Consider the following 22,010-nt stretch of genomic DNA (forward strand, 5'->3'; position numbering starts at 1 on the left):
CCTAGGCGGGGACGGCCGACCGCTGCGGCCGGAGGAAGAGGACGAGGACCGGCAGGGCGTACGCGACCCACGCGACCATCTCCAGGACGGTCGGCTCGGGTGTGAGGTTGAACATGCCGGCGAGCAGGGCGGCGTACCAGGTGGACGGGTCCAGGACGCCGCCCAGCCGGAACGCGACGGCGCCGATGCCGGGCAGGATTCCGGCCTCCTGCAGGTCGTGCACGCCGTACTTGAAAATGCCGGCGGCCACCAGGATCAGCAGCACACCGGTCCAGGTGAAGAACGCGGACAGGTTGATACGCACCGCGGTCGCGTACATCAAAAACCCGATCGTGACCGCCGTGAGCACCCCCGCGGTGAGCGCCAGCAGCGGTCCGGCGCCGACGGCGCCCCGGGCCGCGGAATAGAAGATCAGCGAGGTCTCCAGGCCCTCGCGGACCACCGCGAGAAAGGCCATCACGCCGACCGCGAAGGTGCCGACCGCGAGCGCATCCTGCAGCTTCGCCCGCAGGTCACCGGCGATGCCGCGGGCCATCCGCCGCATCCAGAAGATCATCCAGGTGACAAAGCCGACCGCCGCGATCGAGGTGACCGCCTCGAACAGCTCCCGGTCCCGGTAGTCCCGCAGCAGGGTGGTCCCGGTGTAGCTGAGCAGCCAGCCGGCCAGCACGGACAGCGCGACCGCGGCGGTCACCCCGGCCCAGACCGCCCGGAGCCGTTCGGTGCGCCCCGACTTGACCAGGAACGCGACCAGGATGCTGACCACCAGCGTGGCCTCGAGCCCTTCGCGCAGGCCGATGAGGTAGGTGGCGAGCATGACGCCGGTCCTCCAAGTTAGCTAAGGCAAACCTAAGAGGACGGTAACCTCCTACATCTCGTAGGTCAACATCAACTTCCCACGGAAACGGGCGGCCCCTAAATGGGGACCGCCCGTTGCCGGCGTGCGGCAGATCAGTGACCGAGGCGGTCGAACTCCCCGGCCTGGACCCCGGCGATGAAGCCGGACCAGTCCGTCTCCGCGAAGGCGAGCACGGGACCGTCGACGTCCTTCGAGTCGCGCACCAGCACGGTCGCCGGAACATTCGCGACCTCGACGCAGTGCCCGGCGGCCCCGCTTCGGGTGCTCTTACGCCAGGTGAGAGTGGCGTCCTGCATGGCTGTCCCCTTCCAGGAAGTAATGCAGGTCCATTCTCAGCTCAAGAAGCGGCGGCGAGGCGCAGCGCTTCCTCCCTTTGGGCGATGGCCGTTCGGCTCTCTTCCTCGGAAAGGGCGCGTTCCCGCAGGTCATCCAGGGCTTCCCGGTAGACCTCCACCTCGGACGCTTTCACCCGGAAGAGACCTCCGGTCAGCCCTTCGATGTGCACAACCGGGCCTCGCGACCCAGGTGCGAACTCGACGACCATGAACGACTCGGTCTGCCCGGCGTGCGCGCCCGCCGAGAACGGGAGCACCAGCAGGGTGAGCCCGGGCCGCAGGCTGTCCTCGGCCAACCGGGCCAGCTGGCGGCGCAGCACCTCGCGGCCACCCACCTCGCGGTACAGCACCGCCTCGTCGATGATGATCTCGAGCACCGGCGGCGGTTCCCGGGTGAGCACGACCTGCCGGGCCATCCGCAGCGCGAGCCGGCGCTGGATGGTGTCCGGGTCACCGACGCCGGCGCCCACCTCGATCACGGCCCGGGCGTACTCGTCGGTCTGTAGCAGGCCGGGGACTACCTGGGCCTCCCACTCGCTGATCCGGGCCGCCTCGGCCTCCAGCGCCAGGTATTCGTCGTACGGATCGGGCACCGACGACCGGTACGGCGTCCACCAGGCCCGGGCCCGGCCGCGGCCGGCCAACTCGCGCAGGCGGGCACGCTCCTCCACCCGCACGCCATAGGCAGTCAGCAGGCGATCGAGGTCACTGTCGCTGATGCCGGTGTGTGCGGTCTCGATCCGGCTCAACTTGGACTCCGACCAGCCCAGCGCCACCGCCACGTCGGCCGCCCGGCGCTCACCGCGAAGCCGGCGCAGCTCTGAACCGAGCTCACGCCGCGCCGTCGAAGTGGGCCTCGCCACGGATGACACCATAGCCGCGGATCAGTGTCCACCTGCAACTTGCACCCGAAGTATGCACTTGCACGCAGGTCAGCGGCATGAAGTAATAAATGTGAACGACGGGATCACGGTGGCGGCAACCACGGTGTGCCCGGAGAAAATCGAGCCCCCGTCCGGCGGGCGGACGGGGGCTCGATCCCGCCGTTTCGGCTCTCAGTACCGGTAGTGATCAGCCTTGTAGGGCCCCTCGACCGGGATACCGAGATAGGCCGCCTGCTACTTGGTCAGCTCGGTGAGCCGCACCCCGAGCGCGGCCAGGTGCAGCCGGGCCACCTTCTCGTCCAAGTGCTGGGGCAGCACATATACCCCGACCGGGTAGTCGTCCGTCCTGGTGAACAACTCGATCTGGGCGATCGTCTGGTTCGAGAAGCTGTTGCTCATCACGAACGACGGGTGCCCGGTGGCGTTGCCCAGGTTCAGCAGCCGCCCCTCGGACAGCACGATGATCGAGTGCCCGTCGGCGAACCGCCACCCGTCCACCTGCGGCTTGATCGTGGTCTTCCGCACGTCGCCCCGGCGCTGGAGTCCCGCCATGTCGATCTCGTTGTCGAAGTGGCCGATTGCCCACGACCGCCTGGTGCTTCATCCGCGCCATGTCCTCGTGCGTGATCACGTTGAGGCACCCGGTCGCGGTCACGAAGATGTCCGCGGTCTCCACCACGTCGTCGATCGTGGCGACCTGGTAGCCGTCCATCGCGGCCTGGAGCGCGCAGATCGGGTCCACCTCGGTCACGATCACCCGGGCGCCCTGCCCGCGCAGCGACTCGGCGCAGCCCTTACCCGAACACGACCGCGACTTTGCCGCCGATCAGGACGTCGTGCCGCGGTTGGGGCCGTCGATGAGCGAGTGCCGGCAGCCGTACTTGTTGTCGAACTTCGACTTGGTCACCGAGTCGTTCACGTTGATCGCCGGGAACAGCGGGGATCCCGCCTGCTGCATCTCGTAGAGCCGGTGCACGCCGGTGGTGGTCTCCTCGGTGACCCCTTTGATTCCCGCGGCGACCCTGGTCCACCGCCGGTCGTCCGCCCGCAGGCTGCGGCCGAGCAGTTCGAGGATGACGGCGTACTCCTCGGAGTCCGCGGTGTCGGCGGCCGGGACCGCACCCTGCTTCTCGAACTCGGCGCCCCGGTGAACCAGCAGCGTGGCGTCGCCGCCGTCGTCGTCCAGGATCATGTTGGGCCCGTCGCCGTCCGGCCACCTCAGCGCCTGCTCGGTGCACCACCAGTACTCTTCGAGCGACTCGCCCTTCCACGCGTACACCGGCACGCCGCGCGGCTGGTCGGCCGATCCGTCCCGCCCCACCACAACGGCGGCGGCCGCGTGATCCTGCGTCGAGAAGATGGTGCACGACGCCCACCGCACCTGCGCGCCGAGCCGTCAGCGTCTCGATCAGCACCGCGGTCTGAATGGTCATGCGCAACGACCCGGTGATCCGCGCCCCGCGCAACGGCGGCGTCCCGCCACCAACCGCACCGGCCACTCCCGTGACACACGGCGACCCAGGCGCGGGGTCACGCTCCGTGCCGCCCGCTCGGGCGGGCCCGCCACATAGGGCACATAGCGAACGGGGCGACAGGTCAAGACCCGCCGCCCCGTTCATCCCCCCGGTTTGGTACCGCGCGCGTCCGTGGGACCCCCCGATCACCAATGACGCTGCGTGGTTATAGATTCACACTCCGCACTCATCACTGTCAAGCAAATCCAGAAATTTCCTGTTTTGTGCCCCTCAAGAGCACACAGCGTCGCCTAACCACCGCCCCCAACCTCCCACGCCCCGACCCCACTCCACCTCATCCGCCCAAGATGAGGCCAACCCGCACCAGCGAGAGTCCCGCCCCGTTCCCAGCGACCACCGCGCCAGGCCCCAAGCCCGAGCGCCCCGAACGGACAAACACCGAGCGTCATCCCCGCCACCCCCAACGACAGCTGGAGCCGCGCCACGGGCCGCACCCCCGAATCGAAGCGGTCGACGGATCGCGCAGCGCGCATCGCAGGTCGCTCGTCGCACGGCACTCGTCGCTCGGCACTCGGCGGTGGATCTTGTCGACAACGCACTCTGGGACGGACACCAATCAACCACAGCGTCCGATTTGTGACGGCAGACGGCAGGGAACGGGCGAATTGTGGCGTTTGCAGGCGCCGCGCGACCGGAAGGTGGGACGGGCGTCCACTCACCGGGAGCAACGCCACGGGCTGGGACCACGGGTCCCGGATATGGGCGCGGTTACGGGACCGCGGCCACGAAAGCCACGCCCGAACCCGCCAGCTTGATGCGGCCGGCCTCGGCGGGAGCGTAAGCCGCCCGGCCGGGGGTCAACTCCACGGGCGTGCCGTCGACGGCCTCGCCCACGAACACGTCGCCAGCCGTGGCGACGATCACGCGGGGGCCGGCGGCCGGGACCTCGGTGGGCGGGCGGGTGCCGTCCAGGGTGATGCGGTACAGGACGAAGTCCGGGACCGGGACCCGCCACGTCTGCACGCCGGGGGCCACCTCCTCGGAGTGCAGCAGCGGGTCGTCCAGGACCTCGAAGCGCAGGACCTTGAGCAGTTCCTCGACGTCGACCCGCTTCGGGGTCAGGCCGCCGCGCAGGACGTTGTCGCTGGCGGCCATCAACTCGATGCCGGCGCCGCGGAGGTAGGCGTGCAGGTTTCCGGCCGGCATCCAGATCGCCTCGCCGGGCTTCAGGCGTACGTGATTGAGCAACAGCGCGACCAGCACGCCCGGGTCCCCCGGGTAATGGGCCGCCAGGTCCACCGCCAGCCTGCTGGTGCCGGCCGCCACCACCGCCTCGACCAGCGCCGTCCGGTCGCCGGCCGGCCAGCTCAGCAGGAGCTCCACGGCCGTGCGCAGGTCGCTGTCGCGCAGGGCCTTGACCACCGGGGTCAGCGACGCGATGCCCATCGCCTCGATGTCGTCGGCGGCCAGGTGCGGGGCCCGGAAGCCGCACAGCGCCTCGAAGGGGGTGAGCGCCACCAGCATCTCGGGCTTGTGGTGGGCGTCGGTGTAGTTCCTGGGCAGGGTGGGGTCGGCCTGCTGGCGCGCCCACGCCTCCCGGGCGTAGTCGGGGTCGGGGTGGGCCTGCAGGGAGAGCGGGGCCTCGGCCGCGAGGATCTTGAGGAGGTACGGGAGACGCGCGCCGAACGTGCCGGCCACCTCGGCGCCCAGGTGGGCCGGCGGGTCGCCGGCGATGAGCGCGTCCAGGCTGACCGGGCCGTCGGGTGCCGCCACCGTGGACGGGTCGCCGGGGTGCGCGCCGAGCCACAGTTCGGCCTCGGGGGCGTCGCTGGGGCTGGGGCGGCCCTGCAGGTCGGCGATGACGGTCCGGGAGCCCCAGGCGTACGGGCGGATCGCCCCGGTCAGCTGATACACGGTCATGAGCGGCAAATTATCAGCTGGCCGGCGCGGTGGACCGGAAGATGTCGGGTTCGATGTAGATGACGCGGGCGATTGGCACCGCCTCGCGGATGCGGGCCTCGGTCTCGTCGATGTGCCGGGCCAACTCGTCGGCGCGTTCGGCTCGCGGCACCGCGATCTTGACCGCTACCAGCAGTTCCTCGGGGCCGAGGTGCAGGGTCTTCATGTGGATGATGCGCTCGACGTCGCCGCCGGCCAGGATCGCCTGCTCGATCCGGGCGACCTCCTCGGGGCCGGCGGCCTCGCCGAGCAGCAGGCTCTTGGTCTCGATCGCCAGGATCACCGCGATCGTCACCAGCAGCAGGCCGATGCCGGCCGTGCCGATAGCGTCCCAGAGTCCGTCGCCGGTGATCAGCGTGAGCACCACCCCGAACATCGCCAGCACCAGGCCGACCAGGGCGCCCAGGTCCTCGAGCAGCACGACGGGCAGCTCCGGAGCCTTGGCCCGGCGGACGAAGCCGGCCCAGGAGGTCTCGCCCCGCACCCGGTTGGACTCTTTGATCGCGGTGTGGAACGAGTAGCTCTCCAGCCCGATGGCGACGGCCAGCACCACCACCGGCACCCACTGCCAGGAGTGGATGCCCTCGCGGTGCTGGACCTTGTGGTAGGCCTCGTACAGCGCGAACAGGCCACCCACGCTGAACAGCACGATCGAGACGATGAACGCGTAGATGTAGCGTTCCCGCCCGTACCCGAACGGGTGTTGCGGGGTGGCCTCCCGCTGGGCGCGTTTGCCGCCGATCAGCAGCAGCGCCTGGTTGCCCGAGTCGGCCACCGAGTGGATCGACTCGGCCAGCATCGAGGACGAGCTGGTCAGCAGCCAGGCGACGAACTTGGTGACGGCGATCCCCAGGTTGGCGGACAGCGCCGCGACGATCGCCCGGGTCCCGCCCTCGGCGCTCACTGCAGGCCTTCGGGTACCGGGTTGGCCAGCTCCTTCATCTCGCTGATGGCGGGCACGGCCATCGGATCCAGTCCGTGTGCCAGCGCCAGATAGAGAGATGCGAAGTCGGGCACCGCGGTGAGCGACGCCAGCCGCTCGATGGCCGACCCACCCTCGGCGGTGAGCACGTCGCACCGGACCCCGCGCCGCTCGGCCAGGGTCTGCACCGCGTCGGCCCGGCGTTCCTCGACCGCGATCGGCTCGTCCGCGTCGTCCTCGGGGTTGAGGCCGCCGTCCCGGAACACGACGAGGCGCAGCCGGGTCGCCCCGGACTCCTCTTCCTCGTCGTCGTGCGGGTCGGCGAAGATGTCGCGGGACGACTCGGCCAGGCCGCCGAAGACGCCGTCGAGCAGGCCCACCCGGCCGCGGCCGGCCTCGCCCAGCGCGCCGGCCATCACCGGGTAACGGGCGTTGGCCGCCAGCGTGTCGGCGAACCGGCGGGCGGCCACGGTGGCCAGTGGCGACGAGCCCCAGACGATCGGGATCGAGCCGGCCAGCCCCAGGGCGAGCGACTTGGCCGGGTTGACGAACGAGTCGGCGGCCGGACGGCAGCGCTCGGCGTCGGCGTCCAGCCGGGTCGCGGTCTCGGCCAGGTCGGCCTCGTTGACCTTGACGAGCCCGATGGCCCGGGCCGCGAGCAGCACCGGAATGGCGAGGCCCCACAGGCTGGCCCGGGCCGGTGCGCGGCGCGGTACCGGGATGAACGGCGAACGGGCCCGCTCGGCCATCGCCTGCAACTCGGTGTCCGGGTTGCCGATCGCGACCAGCCGGGCACCGCGGCGGACCGCGGCCTCGGCGGCGGCCAGCGCCTCGGGGCTGCGGCCGGACGCGGACACGGCGAAGACCACGTCGGCGGCGCCGACCCACCCCGGGATGCCGGCGCTGCGGTGCCCGATGATCGGCACCGGGCAGCGGTGTCCGGCCACGGTGGCCAGGATGCTGCCGGTCAGGCCGGCGGTGCCGATGCCGGCCACCACCACGGCACGCGGGCGGCCCTCGTCGGAGAGCATGCTCAGGTCGGCCTCGGCGGCCAGCGCGGCCGACTCGCGAACCTGGGCACCGGCCGACGCGGTGGCCCGCAGCATGCCGCCGGGGTCGTTGCCGAGCATCGACTTCTCGTCGTCCAGCAACGACTCGTCGGGCACCCGGTGCCCGTTGACGCCGGCCGTGCCGTCAAGCGGGGTCGCCATCAGGACGCCTCCGACGGAAGCCGCGCCTCGTCGAGCAGGAGCACCGGGATGTCGTCCCGGACCTCGAAGATCCGCCCGCACTCCGTACAGGTCAGGGTCTGCGCACCGGCGTCGTAGGTGAGCGGCGCGTGATGCGTGTCCGGGCAGGCCAGGATGTCCAGCAACTGCGGATCGAGGGCCACCGAACGGCTCCTTTGTGGGTACGGGATGTGGGCCACCCGATCCTAACCGCGGACGATGGCGAGCACTTCGTCGCGCAGCGAGGCCATCCGGTCCGGCTTGGGTGCCTCGACGTTCAGGCGCAGCAGCGGCTCGGTGTTGGAGGCTCGCAGGTTGAACCAGGCGCCGTCGGGGAGCGTCACGGTCAGGCCGTCCAGCTCGTCGAAGGTGGCGTCGGGGAAGGCGGCGCGCACCTCGGCGACCTTGGCCGGCGCGTCGGCCACGGTGGAATTGATCTCGCCGGAGGCGCTGTAGCGCTCGTACTCGGCGGCCAGCTCGGACAGCGGGCGGTCCTGGCCGCCCAGCGCGGCCAGCACGTGCATGGCGGCCAGCATGCCGGTGTCGGCGAACCAGAAGTCGCGGAAGTAGTAGTGCGCCGAGTGCTCGCCGCCGAAGACCGCGTTGGTGCGCGCCATGTCGGCCTTGATGAACGAGTGGCCGACCCGGGCGCGCACCGGCGTGCCGCCCTTCTCGGTGATGATCTCGGGAACCGCCGCGGAGGTGATCAGGTTGTGGATCACCGTGCTGCCCGGGAACCTGGCCAATTCCCGTACGGCGACCAGCGCCGTGATGGCCGAGGGGGAGACCGGGTCGCCCTGCTCGTCGATGATGAAGCAGCGGTCGGCGTCCCCGTCGAACGCGATGCCGATGTCGGCGCCCTGGCGGCGGATGGCGTCCTGCAGGTCGACCAGGTTGGCCGGGTCGAGCGGGTTGGCCTCGTGGTTGGGGAACGAGCCGTCCAGCTCGAAGTACATCGGCACGATGGTCAGCGGCAGGGCCGGCAGCACCTGGTCGCCGAGCACGGCCGGCACGGTGTGCCCGCCCATCCCGTTGCCGGCGTCGACGATCACCTTGAGCGGCCGGATGCCGGTCAGGTCGACCAGCGAGCGCAGGTGCGCGGCGTAGTCGCGGAGCAGGTCCCGGCTCTCCAGCCGCTCGGGACCGTCGGCCTCCGCGTTCAGGTCGCGCAGCAGGTTTTCGGCACGCCGCCGGACGACCGCGAGGCCGCTGTTCTGGCCGACCGGCTTGGCGCCGGCGCGGCACAGCTTGATCCCGTTGTACTGCGCCGGGTTGTGACTGGCCGTGAACATGGCACCGGGCAGGCCGAGCGCGCCGGAGGCGTAGTACAGCTGATCGGTGGAGCCGAGCCCGATGTTGAGCACCGCCGAGCCGGCCGCGTTCGCGCCGCGGGCGAACGCCTCGGCCAGGCCGGGGCCGGACTCGCGCATGTCGTGGGCGATCACGATCTGATCCGCGTCGTCGCCGGCCTCGCGCAGCATCTCGACGAACGCGATGCCGAGCGCGCGGGCCACCGACTCGTTGAACTCGTCGGGTACGGTCCCGCGAATGTCGTACGCCTTGACGATCTTGGACAGGTCGGACAAAGCCCCACTCCTTTGCCAGGTGATATCCCGCTGAGCGTAACGGAGCAAGGGCAACGAAAAGGTGGCAACGACGCGGCACCACTGTTACGAGATCCCCTTGTCGCGACGCGTGATCGCGGTCACGATGGGTGGGACTGGAGGTGCTCTGTGGCCAACCCTTGGCTCGCCCTCGATCTCGGCACCGATCCCGCCGAACGCATCCGGCAGGTCGGGCGTGCCCATGAGAGCTTCCTGGCCGGTGGGCGGCCCGCACAGATCAGATCGGTGGTGGCCGACTCGTGGCAGCGTTCGGCCGACGCGCTGGACGGCGCCGACAGCACCCCGCCGATCGAGCTGAACGACGGTGAGCTGGAGGAATACCGCGCGGCCCACCCGCTGGCCCGGGTGCTGCCGATCTTCCGCGACCTGCTGGGTGGGCTGGCCGAGGACGGCGACCATCTGATGGCGGTCTGTGACGCGTACGGCCGGCTGCTCTGGGTGGAGGGCACGGCGTCGGTGCTGCGCGGGGCCGAGCAGATGAACTTCGTGCCCGGAGCCCGCTGGGACGAGGCGCACGCCGGCACCAACGCGCCGGGCACCGCGCTGGCCGTCGACCACTCGCTGCAGATCTTCGCCACCGAGCACTACAGCCGGCCGGTGCAGCGCTGGACCTGCGCGGCCGCCCCGATCCACGACCCGGGCACCGGCCGGTTGCTCGGCGCCATCGACGTTACCGGCGGCGACCACCTGGCCAACCCACACAGCCTGGCCCTGGTCCGGGCCACCGCGCTGGCCGCCGAGGCCTACCTGGGCAGCCACCTGCCGCCGCCGGCCAGCGCCGGCCGGGTGCAGGCGCTGGGCCGCAACGAGGCGACGCTGACCTTCGGCGGCCGCCGGATGCGCCTGGGCCGGCGGCACTCGGAACTGCTCGTCCTGCTTCTGGTGCACCCGGAGGGGCGTACCGGCGAAGAAATTGCCTTTGATCTTTATGGCGATGACGTCAGCCCGGTGACCGTGCGTGCCGAGTTGTCCCGGTTGCGCCGGATGCTCGGGCCGGAGTTGCTCGAGTCGCGCCCCTACCGGCTGCGCGCCGAGCTGGACGCCGACTTCCGCACGGTGACCCGCCTGCTGGAGCGGGGCCGGGTGGCCGAGGCGCTGGACGAGTACGCGGGACCGCTGCTCCCCGGTTCGGATGCCCCCGGCGTACGCCGTCTGCGAAGTCTGGTGGAGGGTCAGCTGCGCGCCGCCGTGCTGTCCGGCCGGGACCGCGACCTGCTGCGCACCTGGCTGCATTCGCCCTGGGGCGCCGACGACCTGGAGATGTGGGAGGCGTACGCCCGGCAGCTACCACCCGCCTCGCCGGCCCGTCCCCTGGTCATCCGCCGCATCCGACAGTTGGCCACCGAATTCGGACTGCGCCCGTCGGTGTCGGGGGCGAAGCCGGCAAACCTTGCAACGTCCGTGCAACGTGCTCGTAACTAGCGTCGGCCGTACCTAATCCAGGTACGGAGGCCTGTCATGACTACTTACTCGCCGCCCGGATCCGACGGCGCGATCGTCAGCTACCAGAGCCGCTACGACCACTACATCGGCGGCGAGTACGTAGCGCCGGCCAAGGGCCAGTACTTCGAGAACCCCAGCCCGGTCACGGGCGAGAACTTCACCGAGATCGCCCGCGGCACCGCCGACGACGTGGAGAAGGCGCTGGACGCCGCGCACGGCGCCGCCGACGCCTGGGGCCGCACCTCGGTCGCCGAGCGGGCCAACATCCTCAACAAGATCGCCGACCGGATGGAGGCCAACCTCGAGAAGCTGGCCGTGGCCGAGGCCTGGGAGAACGGCAAGCCGGTGCGGGAGACCCTGGCCGCCGACCTCCCGCTGGCGATCGACCACTTCCGCTACTTCGCGGGCGCCATCCGGGCCCAGGAGGGCACGGTCGGCGAGCTGGACGACGACACCATCGCGTACCACTTCCACGAGCCGCTCGGCGTGGTCGCCCAGATCATCCCGTGGAACTTCCCGATCCTGATGGCCACCTGGAAGCTGGCGCCCGCGCTGGCCGCCGGCAACGCGGTCGTGCTCAAGCCGGCCGAGCAGACCCCGGCGTCGATCCACTACCTGATGTCGCTGATCGGCGACCTGCTCCCGGCCGGCGTCGTGAACATCGTGAACGGCTTCGGCGTGGAGGCCGGCAAGCCGCTGGCGAGCTCGAACCGGGTCGCCAAGGTGGCGTTCACGGGCGAGACCACCACCGGCCGCCTGATCATGCAGTACGCGTCGGAGAACCTGATCCCGGTCACCCTGGAGCTGGGCGGCAAGAGCCCGAACATCTTCTTCGAGGACGTGAACCGGGCCGACGACGACTTCTACGACAAGGCCCTCGAGGGCTTCGCGATGTTCGCCCTCAACCAGGGCGAGGTCTGCACCTGCCCGTCCCGCGCGCTGGTGCAGCAGAGCATCTACAACGACTTCATGGGTGCCGCCGTGAAGCGGGTGGAGAACCTCAAGCAGGGCAACCCGCTGGACACCGACACCCAGGTCGGCGCGCAGGCGTCCAACGACCAGCTCGAGAAGATCCTGTCCTACCTGGACATCGGCCGGCAGGAGGGCGCCAAGGTGCTCACCGGCGGCGGCCGGGCCGACCTGGGCGGCAACCTGTCCGGCGGCTACTACGTGCAGCCGACCATCTTCGAGGGCTCGAACACCATGCGGATCTTCCAGGAGGAGATCTTCGGCCCGGTGGTGTCGGTGGCCTCGTTCGCCGACTACGCCGACGCCATCAAGGTCGCCAACGACACGCTGTACGGCCTCGGCGCCGGCGTGTGGACCCGGGACATCAACCTGGCCTACCGGGCCGGCCGCGCGATCAAGGCCGGTCGGGTGTGGACGAACTGCTACCACCTCTACCCGGCGCACGCCGCGTTCGGTGGTTACAAGCAGTCCGGCATCGGCCGCGAGAACCACCGGATGATGCTGGACCACTACCAGCAGACCAAGAATCTGCTGGTGTCGTACAGCCCGAAGGCGATGGGCTTCTTCTAGGCCATGGCTGCAGCGACTCGCGTTGATGTGACTCCCGCGGCTGCCGCGATGATGCGGCAGCTGCGGGGGCAGCACGGTCCGTTGATGTTCCACCAGTCCGGCGGGTGCTGCGACGGCAGTTCGCCGATGTGCTACCTCGAGGGCGAGTTCCGCACCGGCCAGTCCGACGTGCTGCTCGAGTCCCTGAAGATCGACGGGGTGGACGAGCCGATCACGTTCTGGATGTCGGCGTCGCAGTTCGAACTCTGGAAGCACACCCACCTGACGGTGGACGTGGTCCCGGGCCGCGGGGCCGGCTTCTCGCTGGAGGCGCCCGAGGGCGTACGTTTCCTGATCCGCTCGCGCCTGCTCACCGAGCAGGAACTGGCGGAACTCGGCTAAAGATCCGGGCCGGCGTCGTGGCGCAGGCGGCTGTACAGCTGGCAGTCGCGCCACTCGCCGGCCCGGAACTCGGCTGCCCGGATCGTCCCCTCGAACTGGAATCCCGCCCGGAGCAGCGCCTTCTGCTCGGCGACGTTCTCCGCCTGGGTGATCGCCTGTACCCGCTGCACCGGCATGTGCTCGAAGAGGTACGCGGCCAGCATCGCCTGCGCCCGCCAGCCGATTCCCCGGCGGCGGTACTCCGGCAGCACCACGATCCCGATCTCGTAGTACACACCCTGGACGCCGTAGCGGCCCCGGCGGTACGTCACCATGCCCGCGGCCGCGCCGTCCGCCTCGACCAGCAACCGGCCGACGTCCTCGGTCAGGAAGCCGTTCTCGGAATGCTCCCGGGCCAGGTGGCTGTCGCTGCGGAAACCGACCCAGTTGAAGCCCGCGACCGCCGGGTCGTGGTGGAAGACGTGCACGGCGGCCACCTCGTCGGCCCGGATCGGGCGCAACCTGAGATCCATCCGTAGAGGATCGCCGATTTGATCCACCACCGCCTCCCCTACGTTCCTGAGATAGGACCGAACGGACGCTTCCCCACACCGAAGGATCGTGATAAATCCGAATAAGTGGATTTCTACGGGTGAAATTCATACCCGAACGGTGGTGACGAGTGGCGTTGCGGTGGCTCTGGAGTGCACTGTCGGCTCTCGGACCACACGGGGAGGTGGGGATGAAGTTGTCGCGGCCCCGCAAATTTGTCCTGCTCGGGACGATTTTTCTGCTGGTCGGCCTGTCCGGCCGCGCCTCCGCGAACGAAGCCGCCGACCGAGCGCCCACCCTATCGGCCTCGCCACCGGCACCGGTCGCCACCCCGGCGCCGTCCGCGAAGAAGAAGCCCGAGAAAGCCACCGTCCCGGTCGCCACCAAGCACAACGGCGGCCCGGCCGGCAGCCGCACGATGACCGGCGGCAAGGCGGTCGCGCTCACCTTCGACGACGGGCCCGACCCGACGCACACTCCGCAGATCCTCAAGCTGCTGGCCCAGCACAAGGTGCGCGCCACGTTCTGCGTGGTGGGCAAGAACGCGCAGCGGCACCCGCAACTGATCCGGCAGATCGTGGCCGGCGGGCACACCCTGTGCAACCACACCTGGAACCACAACCTGAAGCTCGGCAAGGCGCCGGCCGCCAACATCAAGGCCGACCTGGCCCGGACCAACGCCGCTATCCGGCGGGCCGCGCCGAAGGCCAAGATCTCCTACTTCCGGGCGCCCGGCGGCAACTTCACGCCGCGGCTGGTCGGCGTCGCCCGGCAGCTGAAGATGACCTCGATCTATTGGAAGGTCGACCCGCGCGACTGGGAGCACCCCAAGGGCGAGACCCGCGCGCAGCACCGCGCCCGGGTGATCAAAAAGGTGCAGAAGTACGCCTGCAACGGCGCGATCGTGCTGTCCCACGACTACGCCCAGCCGGACACCATCGTCGCCTACCGCACGCTGCTGCCCTGGCTGCGCAAGCGCTTCACGCTGGCGCCGCTGCCGGCCTGAACAGGGGTCTAGTGCGACGGCGGGATGACCCGCAGGTGGCCGCGGCGGCCGGTCTGGTGACCCGGCAGGTGCTCGTCGGAGCGGGGCGGAGGCGCGGGGGGTCGGGCGGCCTCACGTACCGCGTCGGCCAGGGCGACGAGGTCGTCGGTGGTGGGTGGCGGGGGCGCGAAGTCTCCGTCGTGGCGCACCAGGTCCCAGCCTCGGGGGGCGGTGAGGCTGCGGGCATGCGGTTCGCAGAGGTCGTACGTGTGCGGTTCGGCGAACGCCGCCAGGGGTCCGACGACGGCCGTGGAGTCGTTGTAGACGTAGGTCAAAGTGGCGACCGCCTGTCGGGGACAGCCGTTCCGGGAGCAGCGCCGTGGGGACCTCACGGCGGCACGTTATCGCTCCGGCGGCTCGCGTGGGTGCGGATGCCGCGCGACACGCCGACCCGCGACGCATCACGATTCGGCCATGGGTCGTCCGACACGCCGCCCCGATGGGACGAATCTCCCGGCGGCCCACAAATTTTCCTCCTGGACACGCGGCGGAAGCATGCTGACACCGTCGGCGGCGGGCAGAGGACTAGGCTTGCACGGTGACTACCAGTCCCGAGCGCCGCCGCAGCGAGTCGACCCGCGCGACGCGCAAATCCGGCCCGGGTCATCCGGCCCGGCGTGACCGGCACGGACGTGGCCTGCGCGGCCGGCTGGTACCGGCAACCGTGCCACTGGCCCGCACCAAGGCCGAGATCTTCGACGACCTGGTCCTGGACACGGTCGAGGGCCTGGAACGGCGCTACGCCAAGGAACTGGCCGGAGTCGAGTTCGCTGTCGAGGACGTGCCGCCCGAGCTCAACGTCTACGACTCGGATGTGCTCGAGGACGGCGAGGTGCCTCTGGCCCGTCTGCTTCCCGGGCGGCCCGGCCGGCAGGAGCTTCCCCCTCGGATCGTGCTCTACCGGCGACCGCTGGAGTTCCGGGCGATGGACCGCGAGGACCTCGCCGACCTCGTCCACGATGTGATCATCGAGCAGGTAGCCAACCTGCTCGGGGTGGATCCGGACGAACTGTCTTAAGCCACCCTGCGCTTCAACTTACGGCGTTCGCGCTCGGACAGGCCGCCCCAGATCCCGAAGCGTTCGTCGTGGCCCAGTGCGTACTCCAGGCATTCCGTCTTGACCTCGCACCGGCCGCAGATCCGCTTCGCCTCCCGGGTCGAGCCGCCTTTCTCCGGAAAGAAGGCCTCCGGATCAGTCTGCGAACACAGCGCCCGTTCCTGCCACTCGGGCGCGTCCCCGAGCAGGTCTACCCCTTCAACCTGCGCTTCCATCGGCGTGCCTCCCAATTTCCGCGCCGGCATCACTGCCGGCGCTGACCCCCCACGCACGCGGCGTGTTTTTTGCGGGCTGGGCTGCCAGTGACAAGCACGGTGTGCAGCGATCCAACCCACAACCCCACCGAAATTACACGCGTGTAAGACGTGCGTCGTCAAGCCGAACCTGATAAATAGGCCCGTTTCCCCGGCGCGCCTTCGGCGCAACGTGGTCCCGTTCCTGCCCTATCTCTCCGGACCGGCGCAGGGTTACGCCACCGACGCACTCTGCGTCCAATTTAACCCGATTTGTGACCTTGAGGCTACCGTCGGCCGTAGACCGTGGTGCGCTCTACCGCCGGACGGCCCGCCGAAGCCGCCAATTCCTTCAGTTCCGCGACGGTCCGGGCCGAACCGTGCTCCGATCCCGCCATCCGGGAGATGGTCTCCTCCATCAGGGTGCCGCCCAGGTCGTTACAGCCGCCGTCGAGCATCACCCGGGTACCCTCGTCGCCGAGTTTCACCCAGGAACATTGAATGTTTCCGATGCGGCCGTGCAACAGGATCCGGGCCATCGCGTGCACCACGCGGTTCTCCCGCCAGGTGGGACCGGGGCGGGCGATGCCGGCCAGGTAGATCGGCGCGTTGGTGTGGATGAACGGCAGCGCCACGAACTCGGTGAAGCCGCCCGTCCGGTCCTGCACGCCGGCCAGCACCCGGAAGTGGCCCAGCCACTGCCTCGGGTGGTCGACGTGGCCGTACATCATGGTCGAACTGGACCGGATGCCGACCTGGTGCGCCGTGGTCACCACCTCGACCCAGGTGCTGGCCGGCAGCTTGCCCTTGGTCAGCACCCAGCGGACGTCGTCGTCGAGGATCTCGGCGGCCGTGCCCGGGATGGTGTCGAGGCCGGCCTCGCGCAACTCGGTCAGCCAGTCCCGGATCGGCACGCCGGCCTTGGCCGCGCCGGTGACGATCTCCATCGGCGAGTACGCGTGGACGTGCATGCCGGGCACTCGCTGCTTGACGGCGCGCACCAGGTCGGCGTACGCGGTCACCGGCATTTTGGGGTCGATGCCGCCCTGCATGCAGACCTCGGAGGCACCGTCCTGCCACGCCTGCTCGGCGCGGTCGGCGACCTGGTCGACCGAGAGGCGGTACGCGTCGGCATCGCGCTCACGCTGAGCGAACGCGCAGAACCGGCAGCCCACATAGCAGACGTTGGTGAAGTTGATGTTCCGATTGACCACGTACGTGATGTCGTCGCCGTTGACCTCCCTGCGCAGGTCGTCGGCGATCCGGGCCAGCTCTTCCAGGGCCGAGCCGTCGGCCTGGAACAGGGCCAGCGCCTTGTCCTCGTGTTGCGGGAGGAGCAGCGCGGCCGGATCCTCGGCGGCCAGCTTGAGCCCGGCCAGCACGTCGGTCGGCACGTCGGTCGGCACGGTCCGGGGCGCGGCCGGCACGTGCGCGGCCACCTCGGACCAGTCGCCGTAGACGTCGTCGAAGTCGGACCGGCGGTCGCCGCTGCGGCCGGTGGTGTCGATCGTGGCGAACAGGTCGGTGCGGCCCGACCCGGCTGCCTCGTCGGGCTCCTGCCACGGCCGGCCCTCGGGCTGCGCATCCTCGCGCGCCAGGCCGTCCTCGCCGGCGAGAGCCGCCACGTGCGCCGAGAGCCGCGGGTCCAGCCAGCCCTCGGTCGCGCGTTGCACGTACTCCGGATAGATGGTGAGCCGCTCCCGCAGGACAAAACCGGCGTCCGCGGATTTTGCCCGGAGCAGGTCGATCTGCGGCCACGGGCGTTCCGGGTTGACGTGGTCGGGGGTCACCGGCGAGACGCCGCCCCAGTCGTCGACGCCGGCCCGCAGCAGCAGGCTGAACTCGGCGTCGATCAGGTTGGGCGGCGCCTGGATGCGGGCCCGCGGTCCCATCACGATCCGGGCCACCGCCACGGTCGCGGCCAGTTCGCGCAACTCGGCGTCGGGCATGCCGCGCATCGCGGTGTCCGGCTTGGCGCGGAAGTTCTGGATGATGACTTCCTGGAGGTGGCCGTACTCCCGGGCGGCGCGCCGCATCGCGAAGACCGCGTCCACCCGCTCGGCCCGGGTCTCGCCGATGCCGATCAGGATGCCGGTGGTGAACGGCACGTTGACCCGGCCGGCGTCGGCCAGCACCCGCAACCGGACCGCGGGCTCCTTGTCGGGCGAACCGTAGTGCGGGCCGCCCGGCTCGGACCACAGCCGGGTCGCGGTGGTCTCCAGCATCATCCCCATGCTCGGCGCCACCGGCTTGAGGCGCTGCAACTCGGCCCAGCTCAGCACGCCCGGGTTGAGGTGCGGCAGCAGGCCGGTCTCCTCGAGCACCGCGATCGCGCAGGCGCGGACGTAGTCGAGGGTGGAGTCGTAGCCGCGCTCGTCCAGCCACCGCCGGGCCGCCGGCCAGCGGTCCTCCGGCCGGTCGCCGAGCGTGAAAAGGGCCTCCTTGCAGCCCTGGGCGGCACCCTGGCGGGCGATCTCGAGGACCTCGTCGCGTTCCAGGAAGGCGGCCGGCAGGCGGTGCGGCACGGTCGCGAACGTGCAGTAGTGACAGCGGTCCCGGCAGAGCCGGGTCAGCGGGATGAAAACCTTCTTCGAGTATGTGACCACGCCCGGCCGGCCCGCCTCGCGCAGACCCGCGTCCCGGATGCCGCCGGCGATCGACAGCAGGTCGTCGAGCCGGTCACCGGTCGCCGCCAGCAGCGCGGTGGCCTCATCGGCGTCGATCGCCTTGCCGTCGGCCGCGCGGCGCAGGGCGCGGCGGATGCTCGCCTCGGTGGGATCTGGTTCCTCGTTGACCTCGACCACCAGAGCAGCCTAGGCCGGAAAATGCCCGACTGCCCCGGTCGTGCCCGGGCGCGCGCAGTGGAATAGGACACGACGCGCCCGGGCGTAACCGGATCTTCTCGCTCTTATTGCCGCGGCTGGTCCGGGTTGGCGGGGCCGTAACCGGGACGGTCCTCGCCGAACATCGCGGTGCGGTCGGCGTCCGAGGGCGGCACCACCTGGGTGGCGTCGGGGGTGTGCGGCGGGGTCGGCGGCACCACCTGGGTCGGCCCGGCCGTGGTCGGCGGCTGGTTCCAGGACGGCGGGGGCGGGGGCGCGGGCTGGCCGTACATACCACCGGCCGGCGGTTGGTTCGGGTAGCCACCCTGCGGGGGCGGCGGGTAGCCCGGCTGACCCGGCGGCGGGCCGTAACCCGGCTGGCCCGGGTAGGCGCCCGGCTGGCCGTACTGCGGCTGCCCGTACACGCCTGGCTGGGGTTTGGGTTTGGGGGTGTAGAACAAATTCCGCCAGATCAAATAGACCGCGTACGCGGCCACGCCGAACACCGCGAGCCAGGCGACCCGGACCAGCAGGCCGGTGAACGCGCTCCGGGCACCATTGTGCGCGGCCTCGTTGATCAGGCCGATCAGGACGCCGAAGAAGATGCCGAAGAAGGCCATCACCGCGTACTCGACTGCGGCGGCGAGCACGATCACCTGAGCCTTCGGATGGCGTGGCTGGACCAGCAGGGCGAGCATGACCGCCGCGATCGGGAAGAGAATCGTCGCCAGGTTGATGAAGTTGAAGAAGCTCGCCTGGGTGCGGTACCCGAACTGGTTTTCGCCATCCGGGATCAGGTCGACGAGCGCCACGAAAAGGAACACGGCGGTAGCCCCGACCAGGACGTACGCCGCGAGGTCGCGGAGCTGCCTGAGGTACTGGCCGGCCGATTTGACCTCGCCCGGCACGGGCTGCGGTTGGCTGGTCACTGGATCTCCCTGACGGACGGTGGGGTGGACCGGCCCAGCGTAGACCGATCTATCACGCGGCCCCATCTACCCGGCGGCCAGTTCTGTCATACCCGTGCGGGAAGATGGGCCTCATGCGGATCGTGGTCCTCACCGGCGGCATCGGCGGCGCCAAGTTCCTGGTCGGCGTGCGTGCCCACGCCCGGCAGATCGGCGCCGAGGTGACCGCCGTCGTCAACGTCGGCGACGACGTGCGCATGCACGGCCTCCAGATCTGCCCCGACCTCGACAGCGTGATGTATACGCTGGGCGGCGCGCACGACCCCGAGCGGGGCTGGGGGCGCGTCGGCGAGACCTGGGTGGTCAAGGACGAACTCGCCGCCTACGGCGTCGAGCCGTCGTGGTTCGGCCTGGGTGACAAGGACACGGCCACTCATCTCGTACGCACGCAGATGCTGACCGCCGGTTATCCGCTCTCTGCGGTGACCGCGGCCCTGTGCGAGCGCTGGCAACCCGGCATCCGGATGCTGCCGGCCACCGACGACCGCCTCGAGACGCACGTGGTGGTCGACGTCGACGGCGAACGCAAGGCGATCCACTTCCAGGAGTGGTGGGTTCGCCACCGCGGCGACCTGCCCACCCACCGGTTCGTCTTCGTCGGTGCCGACGCGGCCAAACCGGCGCCCGGCGTGCTCGACGCGATCGCCGCGGCCGACGTGGTCCTGCTCGCCCCCAGCAACCCGGTGGTGAGCATCGCGCCGATCCTCGCGGTGTCCGCCCTGCGCGACGCCCTGGCCGCCACCGAGGTCCCGGTGGTCGGCGTCTCGCCCATCATCGGCTCGGCCCCGGTGCGCGGCATGGCCGACAGGTGCCTGACCACCCTGGGCGTCGAGGTGAGCGCCGGCGCGGTCGCCGAGCTGTACGGCGCCCGCGACGACGACGGCCTGCTGACCGGCTGGCTGGTCGACGAGACCGACGCCGCCACCGAGGTTCCCGGCGTGCCGACCCGTGCCGTCCCACTCTGGATGAGCTCCGAGGAGGCCACCGCCCGGATGGTGGCCGACGCCCTCGACCTGGCCTTCGCGGCCGACGGGGAGCGACCGTGACCGACGGCCTGGAAGTGCTGCCGGTCCGCGGCATCGGCGACGTCACCGCGGGCGACGACCTGGTCGCCCTGATCACCGCGGCCGCGCCCTGGTTGGCCGCCGGCGACGTCCTGGTGGTGACCAGCAAAATCGTGTCCAAGGCCGAGGGTCGCCTGGTCGAGGTCCCGGCCGACGGCCCCGAGCGCGACGCCGCCCGGGCCGCCGCCCTGGCCGCCGAGACGGCCCGGGTGGTCGCCCGGCGCGGCCCCACCACGATCGTCCAGACCCACCACGGCTTCGTGATGGCCGCGGCCGGCATCGACGCCTCCAACGTGGACAAGACCCACCTGGTCCTGCTGCCCGCCGACCCCGACGCCTCCGCCCGCCGCCTGCGCGCCGGTTTCCTCGCGCGCGGCCTCGACGTGGCGGTCGTCGTCTCCGACACGATGGGGCGGGCCTGGCGCAACGGCCTGACCGACGTGGCTCTGGGCTCCGCCGGCCTCGAACCGTTCCGCGACCACCGCGGCGAAACCGACCCGTACGGCAACGAACTCTCGATCACCCAGATGGCCGTGATCGACGAGCTGGCCGCCGCCGGCGAGCTGGTCAAGGGCAAGTGCGACCAGGTGCCGGTGGCGGTGATCCGCGGTTACCTGTCCGCACCCACGACGGAGGCCGCCGGCGCCGCCGTCCTGCTCCGCGACCCGGCCAGCGACATGTTCAGCCTGGGCACCGCCGAGGCCCGCACGGCCGGCCTGCTCGACGCCGCCCGCCTCACCGACACGGCACCCCACCAGCCGGCCGACCCCACCGCGGTCCGGCGCGCGGTGGCCGCGGTGTCCGAGGTCTGGTCCCCGCGCACCACGGTCGACCTGTCCCCCACCGCGGCGGTCCTGCGCACCGCCGACACCACGCCCACCGGCTTCATGCGGCTGGGCGCCGACGCCCACCGCCTGCGCGCCGCCCTGGCCGCCGAGTCGATAGCCACGGTCCTGGTCCCACTGCCCGACGGCGTCCGTCTGGAGTTGGCTTCCGCATGAGCGAGACACTGCACGCCGACGCGCTCCGCGTCCTCAGCGCCTGGCAGGCGACCTCGGAGGAGGCCGACCTCTGCCGCAAGCGCACCCTGGAGTTGCTGGCCGCCGGCCCGATGGCGACCACTCGGGCCCACCGCCCCGGCCACGTGACGGCCAGCGCCCTGGTGGTCGACCCGGCCGGCCGCGTCCTGCTGTGCCTGCACGGCCGCCTGGGCCTCTGGATGCAGTTGGGCGGCCACTGCGAGCCCACCGACCGCACCCTGGCCGGCGCCGCCCTCCGCGAGGCGACCGAGGAATCCGGCATCCCCGGCCTGACGCTCGACCCGGTCCCCATCGACGTCGACGTCCACGAGGTGCGCTGCACCGCCGGCGACGGCTCCCCCGCCGCCGCATCGGTGCACTACGACGTGCGTTTCCTGGTGCGCTGCGCCGCCGGCAGCATCGAACAGGTCAGCGCGGAGTCGTCCGCGCTGGGCTGGTTCGAGCCGCACGCTTTGCCGACGCCACTGGCCTCCGCCACGGCCCGCCAGATCCCGCCGGCGCTGGCCCGCCTGCGCTGAGCCTGCGCTGAGCCTGCGCTGAGCCTGCGCTGAGCCTGCGCTGAGCCTGCGCTGAGCCTGCGCTGAGCCTGCGCTGAGCCT

At 70.8% G+C, this 22,010-nt stretch carries 21 protein-coding genes and 1 pseudogene; 8 read left to right on the forward strand and 14 right to left on the reverse strand.

All coding sequences use genetic code 11. From position 1 onward, the window contains the following. Position 1 precedes the first annotated feature (1 nt). The 9 genes and pseudogenes from efeU to Ari01nite_RS16575 form a co-directional block, all read right to left on the reverse strand. On the reverse strand, positions 2-817 hold the full coding sequence (gene efeU / locus Ari01nite_RS16535; protein WP_203782146.1) for an iron uptake transporter permease EfeU: 816 nt from the start codon (positions 815-817) through the stop codon (positions 2-4). A gap of 134 nt (positions 818-951) precedes the next feature. Continuing rightward, positions 952-1,155: a DUF397 domain-containing protein gene (locus tag Ari01nite_RS16540; protein WP_203782147.1), complete on the reverse strand. Its 204-nt coding sequence runs from the start codon at positions 1,153-1,155 to the stop codon at positions 952-954. Positions 1,156-1,196: 41 nt separating this feature from the next. Beyond that, entirely contained in the window at positions 1,197-2,057 is an 861-nt protein-coding gene (locus tag Ari01nite_RS16545; protein ID WP_203782148.1) for a helix-turn-helix domain-containing protein, read from the reverse strand. A gap of 192 nt (positions 2,058-2,249) precedes the next feature. After that, positions 2,250-3,559: pseudogene (ahcY, locus tag Ari01nite_RS16550) on the reverse strand (adenosylhomocysteinase); the annotation flags it as partial. 762 nt (positions 3,560-4,321) lie between these two features. Beyond that, the gene (gene manA, locus Ari01nite_RS16555; protein WP_203782166.1) at positions 4,322-5,467 is read right to left on the reverse strand and encodes a mannose-6-phosphate isomerase, class I; all 1,146 of its coding nucleotides are present in this window, start codon (positions 5,465-5,467) and stop codon (positions 4,322-4,324) included. 19 nt (positions 5,468-5,486) lie between these two features. Beyond that, entirely contained in the window at positions 5,487-6,416 is a 930-nt protein-coding gene (locus tag Ari01nite_RS16560; RefSeq protein ID WP_203782149.1) for a cation diffusion facilitator family transporter, read from the reverse strand. Further along, positions 6,413-7,645, reverse strand: coding sequence for an SIS domain-containing protein (locus tag Ari01nite_RS16565; protein WP_203782150.1), 1,233 nt, complete (start codon positions 7,643-7,645; stop codon positions 6,413-6,415). Before Ari01nite_RS16565 ends, Ari01nite_RS16560 begins: the two co-directional genes overlap by 4 nt. After that, positions 7,645-7,827: a Trm112 family protein gene (locus Ari01nite_RS16570; protein WP_203782151.1), complete on the reverse strand. Its 183-nt coding sequence runs from the start codon at positions 7,825-7,827 to the stop codon at positions 7,645-7,647. The genes Ari01nite_RS16565 and Ari01nite_RS16570 overlap by 1 nt, the downstream gene beginning before the upstream one ends. A gap of 42 nt (positions 7,828-7,869) precedes the next feature. Beyond that, on the reverse strand, positions 7,870-9,249 hold the full coding sequence (locus Ari01nite_RS16575; RefSeq protein WP_203782152.1) for a phosphomannomutase/phosphoglucomutase: 1,380 nt from the start codon (positions 9,247-9,249) through the stop codon (positions 7,870-7,872). Positions 9,250-9,396: 147 nt separating this feature from the next. On the opposite strand from Ari01nite_RS16575, the gene Ari01nite_RS16580 reads away from it, so the two are divergent. The 3 genes from Ari01nite_RS16580 to Ari01nite_RS16590 are packed head-to-tail and all read left to right on the forward strand — an operon-like array spanning position 9,397 to position 12,651. Beyond that, positions 9,397-10,710: a GAF domain-containing protein gene (locus Ari01nite_RS16580; RefSeq protein WP_239162796.1), complete on the forward strand. Its 1,314-nt coding sequence runs from the start codon at positions 9,397-9,399 to the stop codon at positions 10,708-10,710. Positions 10,711-10,746: 36 nt separating this feature from the next. Further along, positions 10,747-12,270: an aldehyde dehydrogenase gene (adh, locus tag Ari01nite_RS16585; RefSeq protein ID WP_203782153.1), complete on the forward strand. Its 1,524-nt coding sequence runs from the start codon at positions 10,747-10,749 to the stop codon at positions 12,268-12,270. Between the two features lie 3 nt (positions 12,271-12,273). Beyond that, a complete protein-coding gene (locus Ari01nite_RS16590) occupies positions 12,274-12,651 on the forward strand; it encodes a DUF779 domain-containing protein (protein ID WP_203782154.1) in 378 nt (125 codons plus the stop codon). Here the strand turns inward: Ari01nite_RS16590 and Ari01nite_RS16595 are convergent. Continuing rightward, a complete protein-coding gene (locus tag Ari01nite_RS16595; protein WP_203782155.1) occupies positions 12,648-13,163 on the reverse strand; it encodes a GNAT family N-acetyltransferase in 516 nt (171 codons plus the stop codon). The two genes, Ari01nite_RS16590 and Ari01nite_RS16595, sit on opposite strands and share 4 nt — an antisense overlap. Positions 13,164-13,372: 209 nt before the next feature. Here Ari01nite_RS16595 and Ari01nite_RS16600 point away from each other — a divergent pair, with 209 nt between their 5' ends. Next, positions 13,373-14,188, forward strand: a complete 816-nt coding sequence (locus Ari01nite_RS16600; RefSeq protein WP_203782156.1) for a polysaccharide deacetylase family protein — start codon at positions 13,373-13,375, stop codon at positions 14,186-14,188. A gap of 8 nt (positions 14,189-14,196) precedes the next feature. Here Ari01nite_RS16600 and Ari01nite_RS16605 read toward each other — a convergent pair whose 3' ends face one another. After that, a complete protein-coding gene (locus Ari01nite_RS16605) occupies positions 14,197-14,559 on the reverse strand; it encodes a DUF3499 domain-containing protein (RefSeq protein WP_203782157.1) in 363 nt (120 codons plus the stop codon). Between the two features lie 206 nt (positions 14,560-14,765). Here Ari01nite_RS16605 and Ari01nite_RS16610 point away from each other — a divergent pair, with 206 nt between their 5' ends. Then, positions 14,766-15,245, forward strand: coding sequence for a metallopeptidase family protein (locus Ari01nite_RS16610; RefSeq protein WP_438872174.1), 480 nt, complete (start codon positions 14,766-14,768; stop codon positions 15,243-15,245). Here the strand turns inward: Ari01nite_RS16610 and Ari01nite_RS16615 are convergent. The 3 genes from Ari01nite_RS16615 to Ari01nite_RS50930 all read right to left on the reverse strand — a co-directional run bounded on the left by Ari01nite_RS16615 (position 15,242) and on the right by Ari01nite_RS50930 (position 19,268). Next, positions 15,242-15,499 carry a WhiB family transcriptional regulator gene (locus Ari01nite_RS16615; protein ID WP_203782158.1) on the reverse strand — a complete coding sequence of 86 codons (258 nt, stop codon included), beginning with the start codon at positions 15,497-15,499 and terminating at the stop codon, positions 15,242-15,244. The two genes, Ari01nite_RS16610 and Ari01nite_RS16615, sit on opposite strands and share 4 nt — an antisense overlap. A 305-nt stretch (positions 15,500-15,804) precedes the next feature. Next, positions 15,805-18,321 (reverse strand): bifunctional FO biosynthesis protein CofGH, encoded by a 2,517-nt coding sequence (locus Ari01nite_RS16620; RefSeq protein WP_203782159.1) that lies wholly within the window; start codon positions 18,319-18,321, stop codon positions 15,805-15,807. Between the two features lie 104 nt (positions 18,322-18,425). Further along, entirely contained in the window at positions 18,426-19,268 is an 843-nt protein-coding gene (locus tag Ari01nite_RS50930; protein ID WP_203782160.1) for an ABC transporter permease, read from the reverse strand. A gap of 113 nt (positions 19,269-19,381) precedes the next feature. On the opposite strand from Ari01nite_RS50930, the gene cofD reads away from it, so the two are divergent. Genes cofD through Ari01nite_RS16640 form a run of 3 tightly spaced genes read left to right on the forward strand, consistent with a single transcriptional unit; the run spans position 19,382 to position 21,929 of the window. After that, positions 19,382-20,353 carry a 2-phospho-L-lactate transferase gene (gene cofD / locus Ari01nite_RS16630; RefSeq protein ID WP_203782161.1) on the forward strand — a complete coding sequence of 324 codons (972 nt, stop codon included), beginning with the start codon at positions 19,382-19,384 and terminating at the stop codon, positions 20,351-20,353. Further along, a complete protein-coding gene (locus Ari01nite_RS16635) occupies positions 20,350-21,372 on the forward strand; it encodes a coenzyme F420-0:L-glutamate ligase (RefSeq protein WP_203782162.1) in 1,023 nt (340 codons plus the stop codon). Before cofD ends, Ari01nite_RS16635 begins: the two co-directional genes overlap by 4 nt. Continuing rightward, the gene (locus Ari01nite_RS16640; protein WP_203782163.1) at positions 21,369-21,929 is read left to right on the forward strand and encodes an NUDIX hydrolase; all 561 of its coding nucleotides are present in this window, start codon (positions 21,369-21,371) and stop codon (positions 21,927-21,929) included. Before Ari01nite_RS16635 ends, Ari01nite_RS16640 begins: the two co-directional genes overlap by 4 nt. Positions 21,930-22,010 lie beyond the last annotated feature (81 nt).

It is taken from the genome of Paractinoplanes rishiriensis (assembly GCF_016862375.1).
Classification (GTDB): Bacteria; Actinomycetota; Actinomycetes; order Mycobacteriales; family Micromonosporaceae; genus Actinoplanes; species Actinoplanes rishiriensis.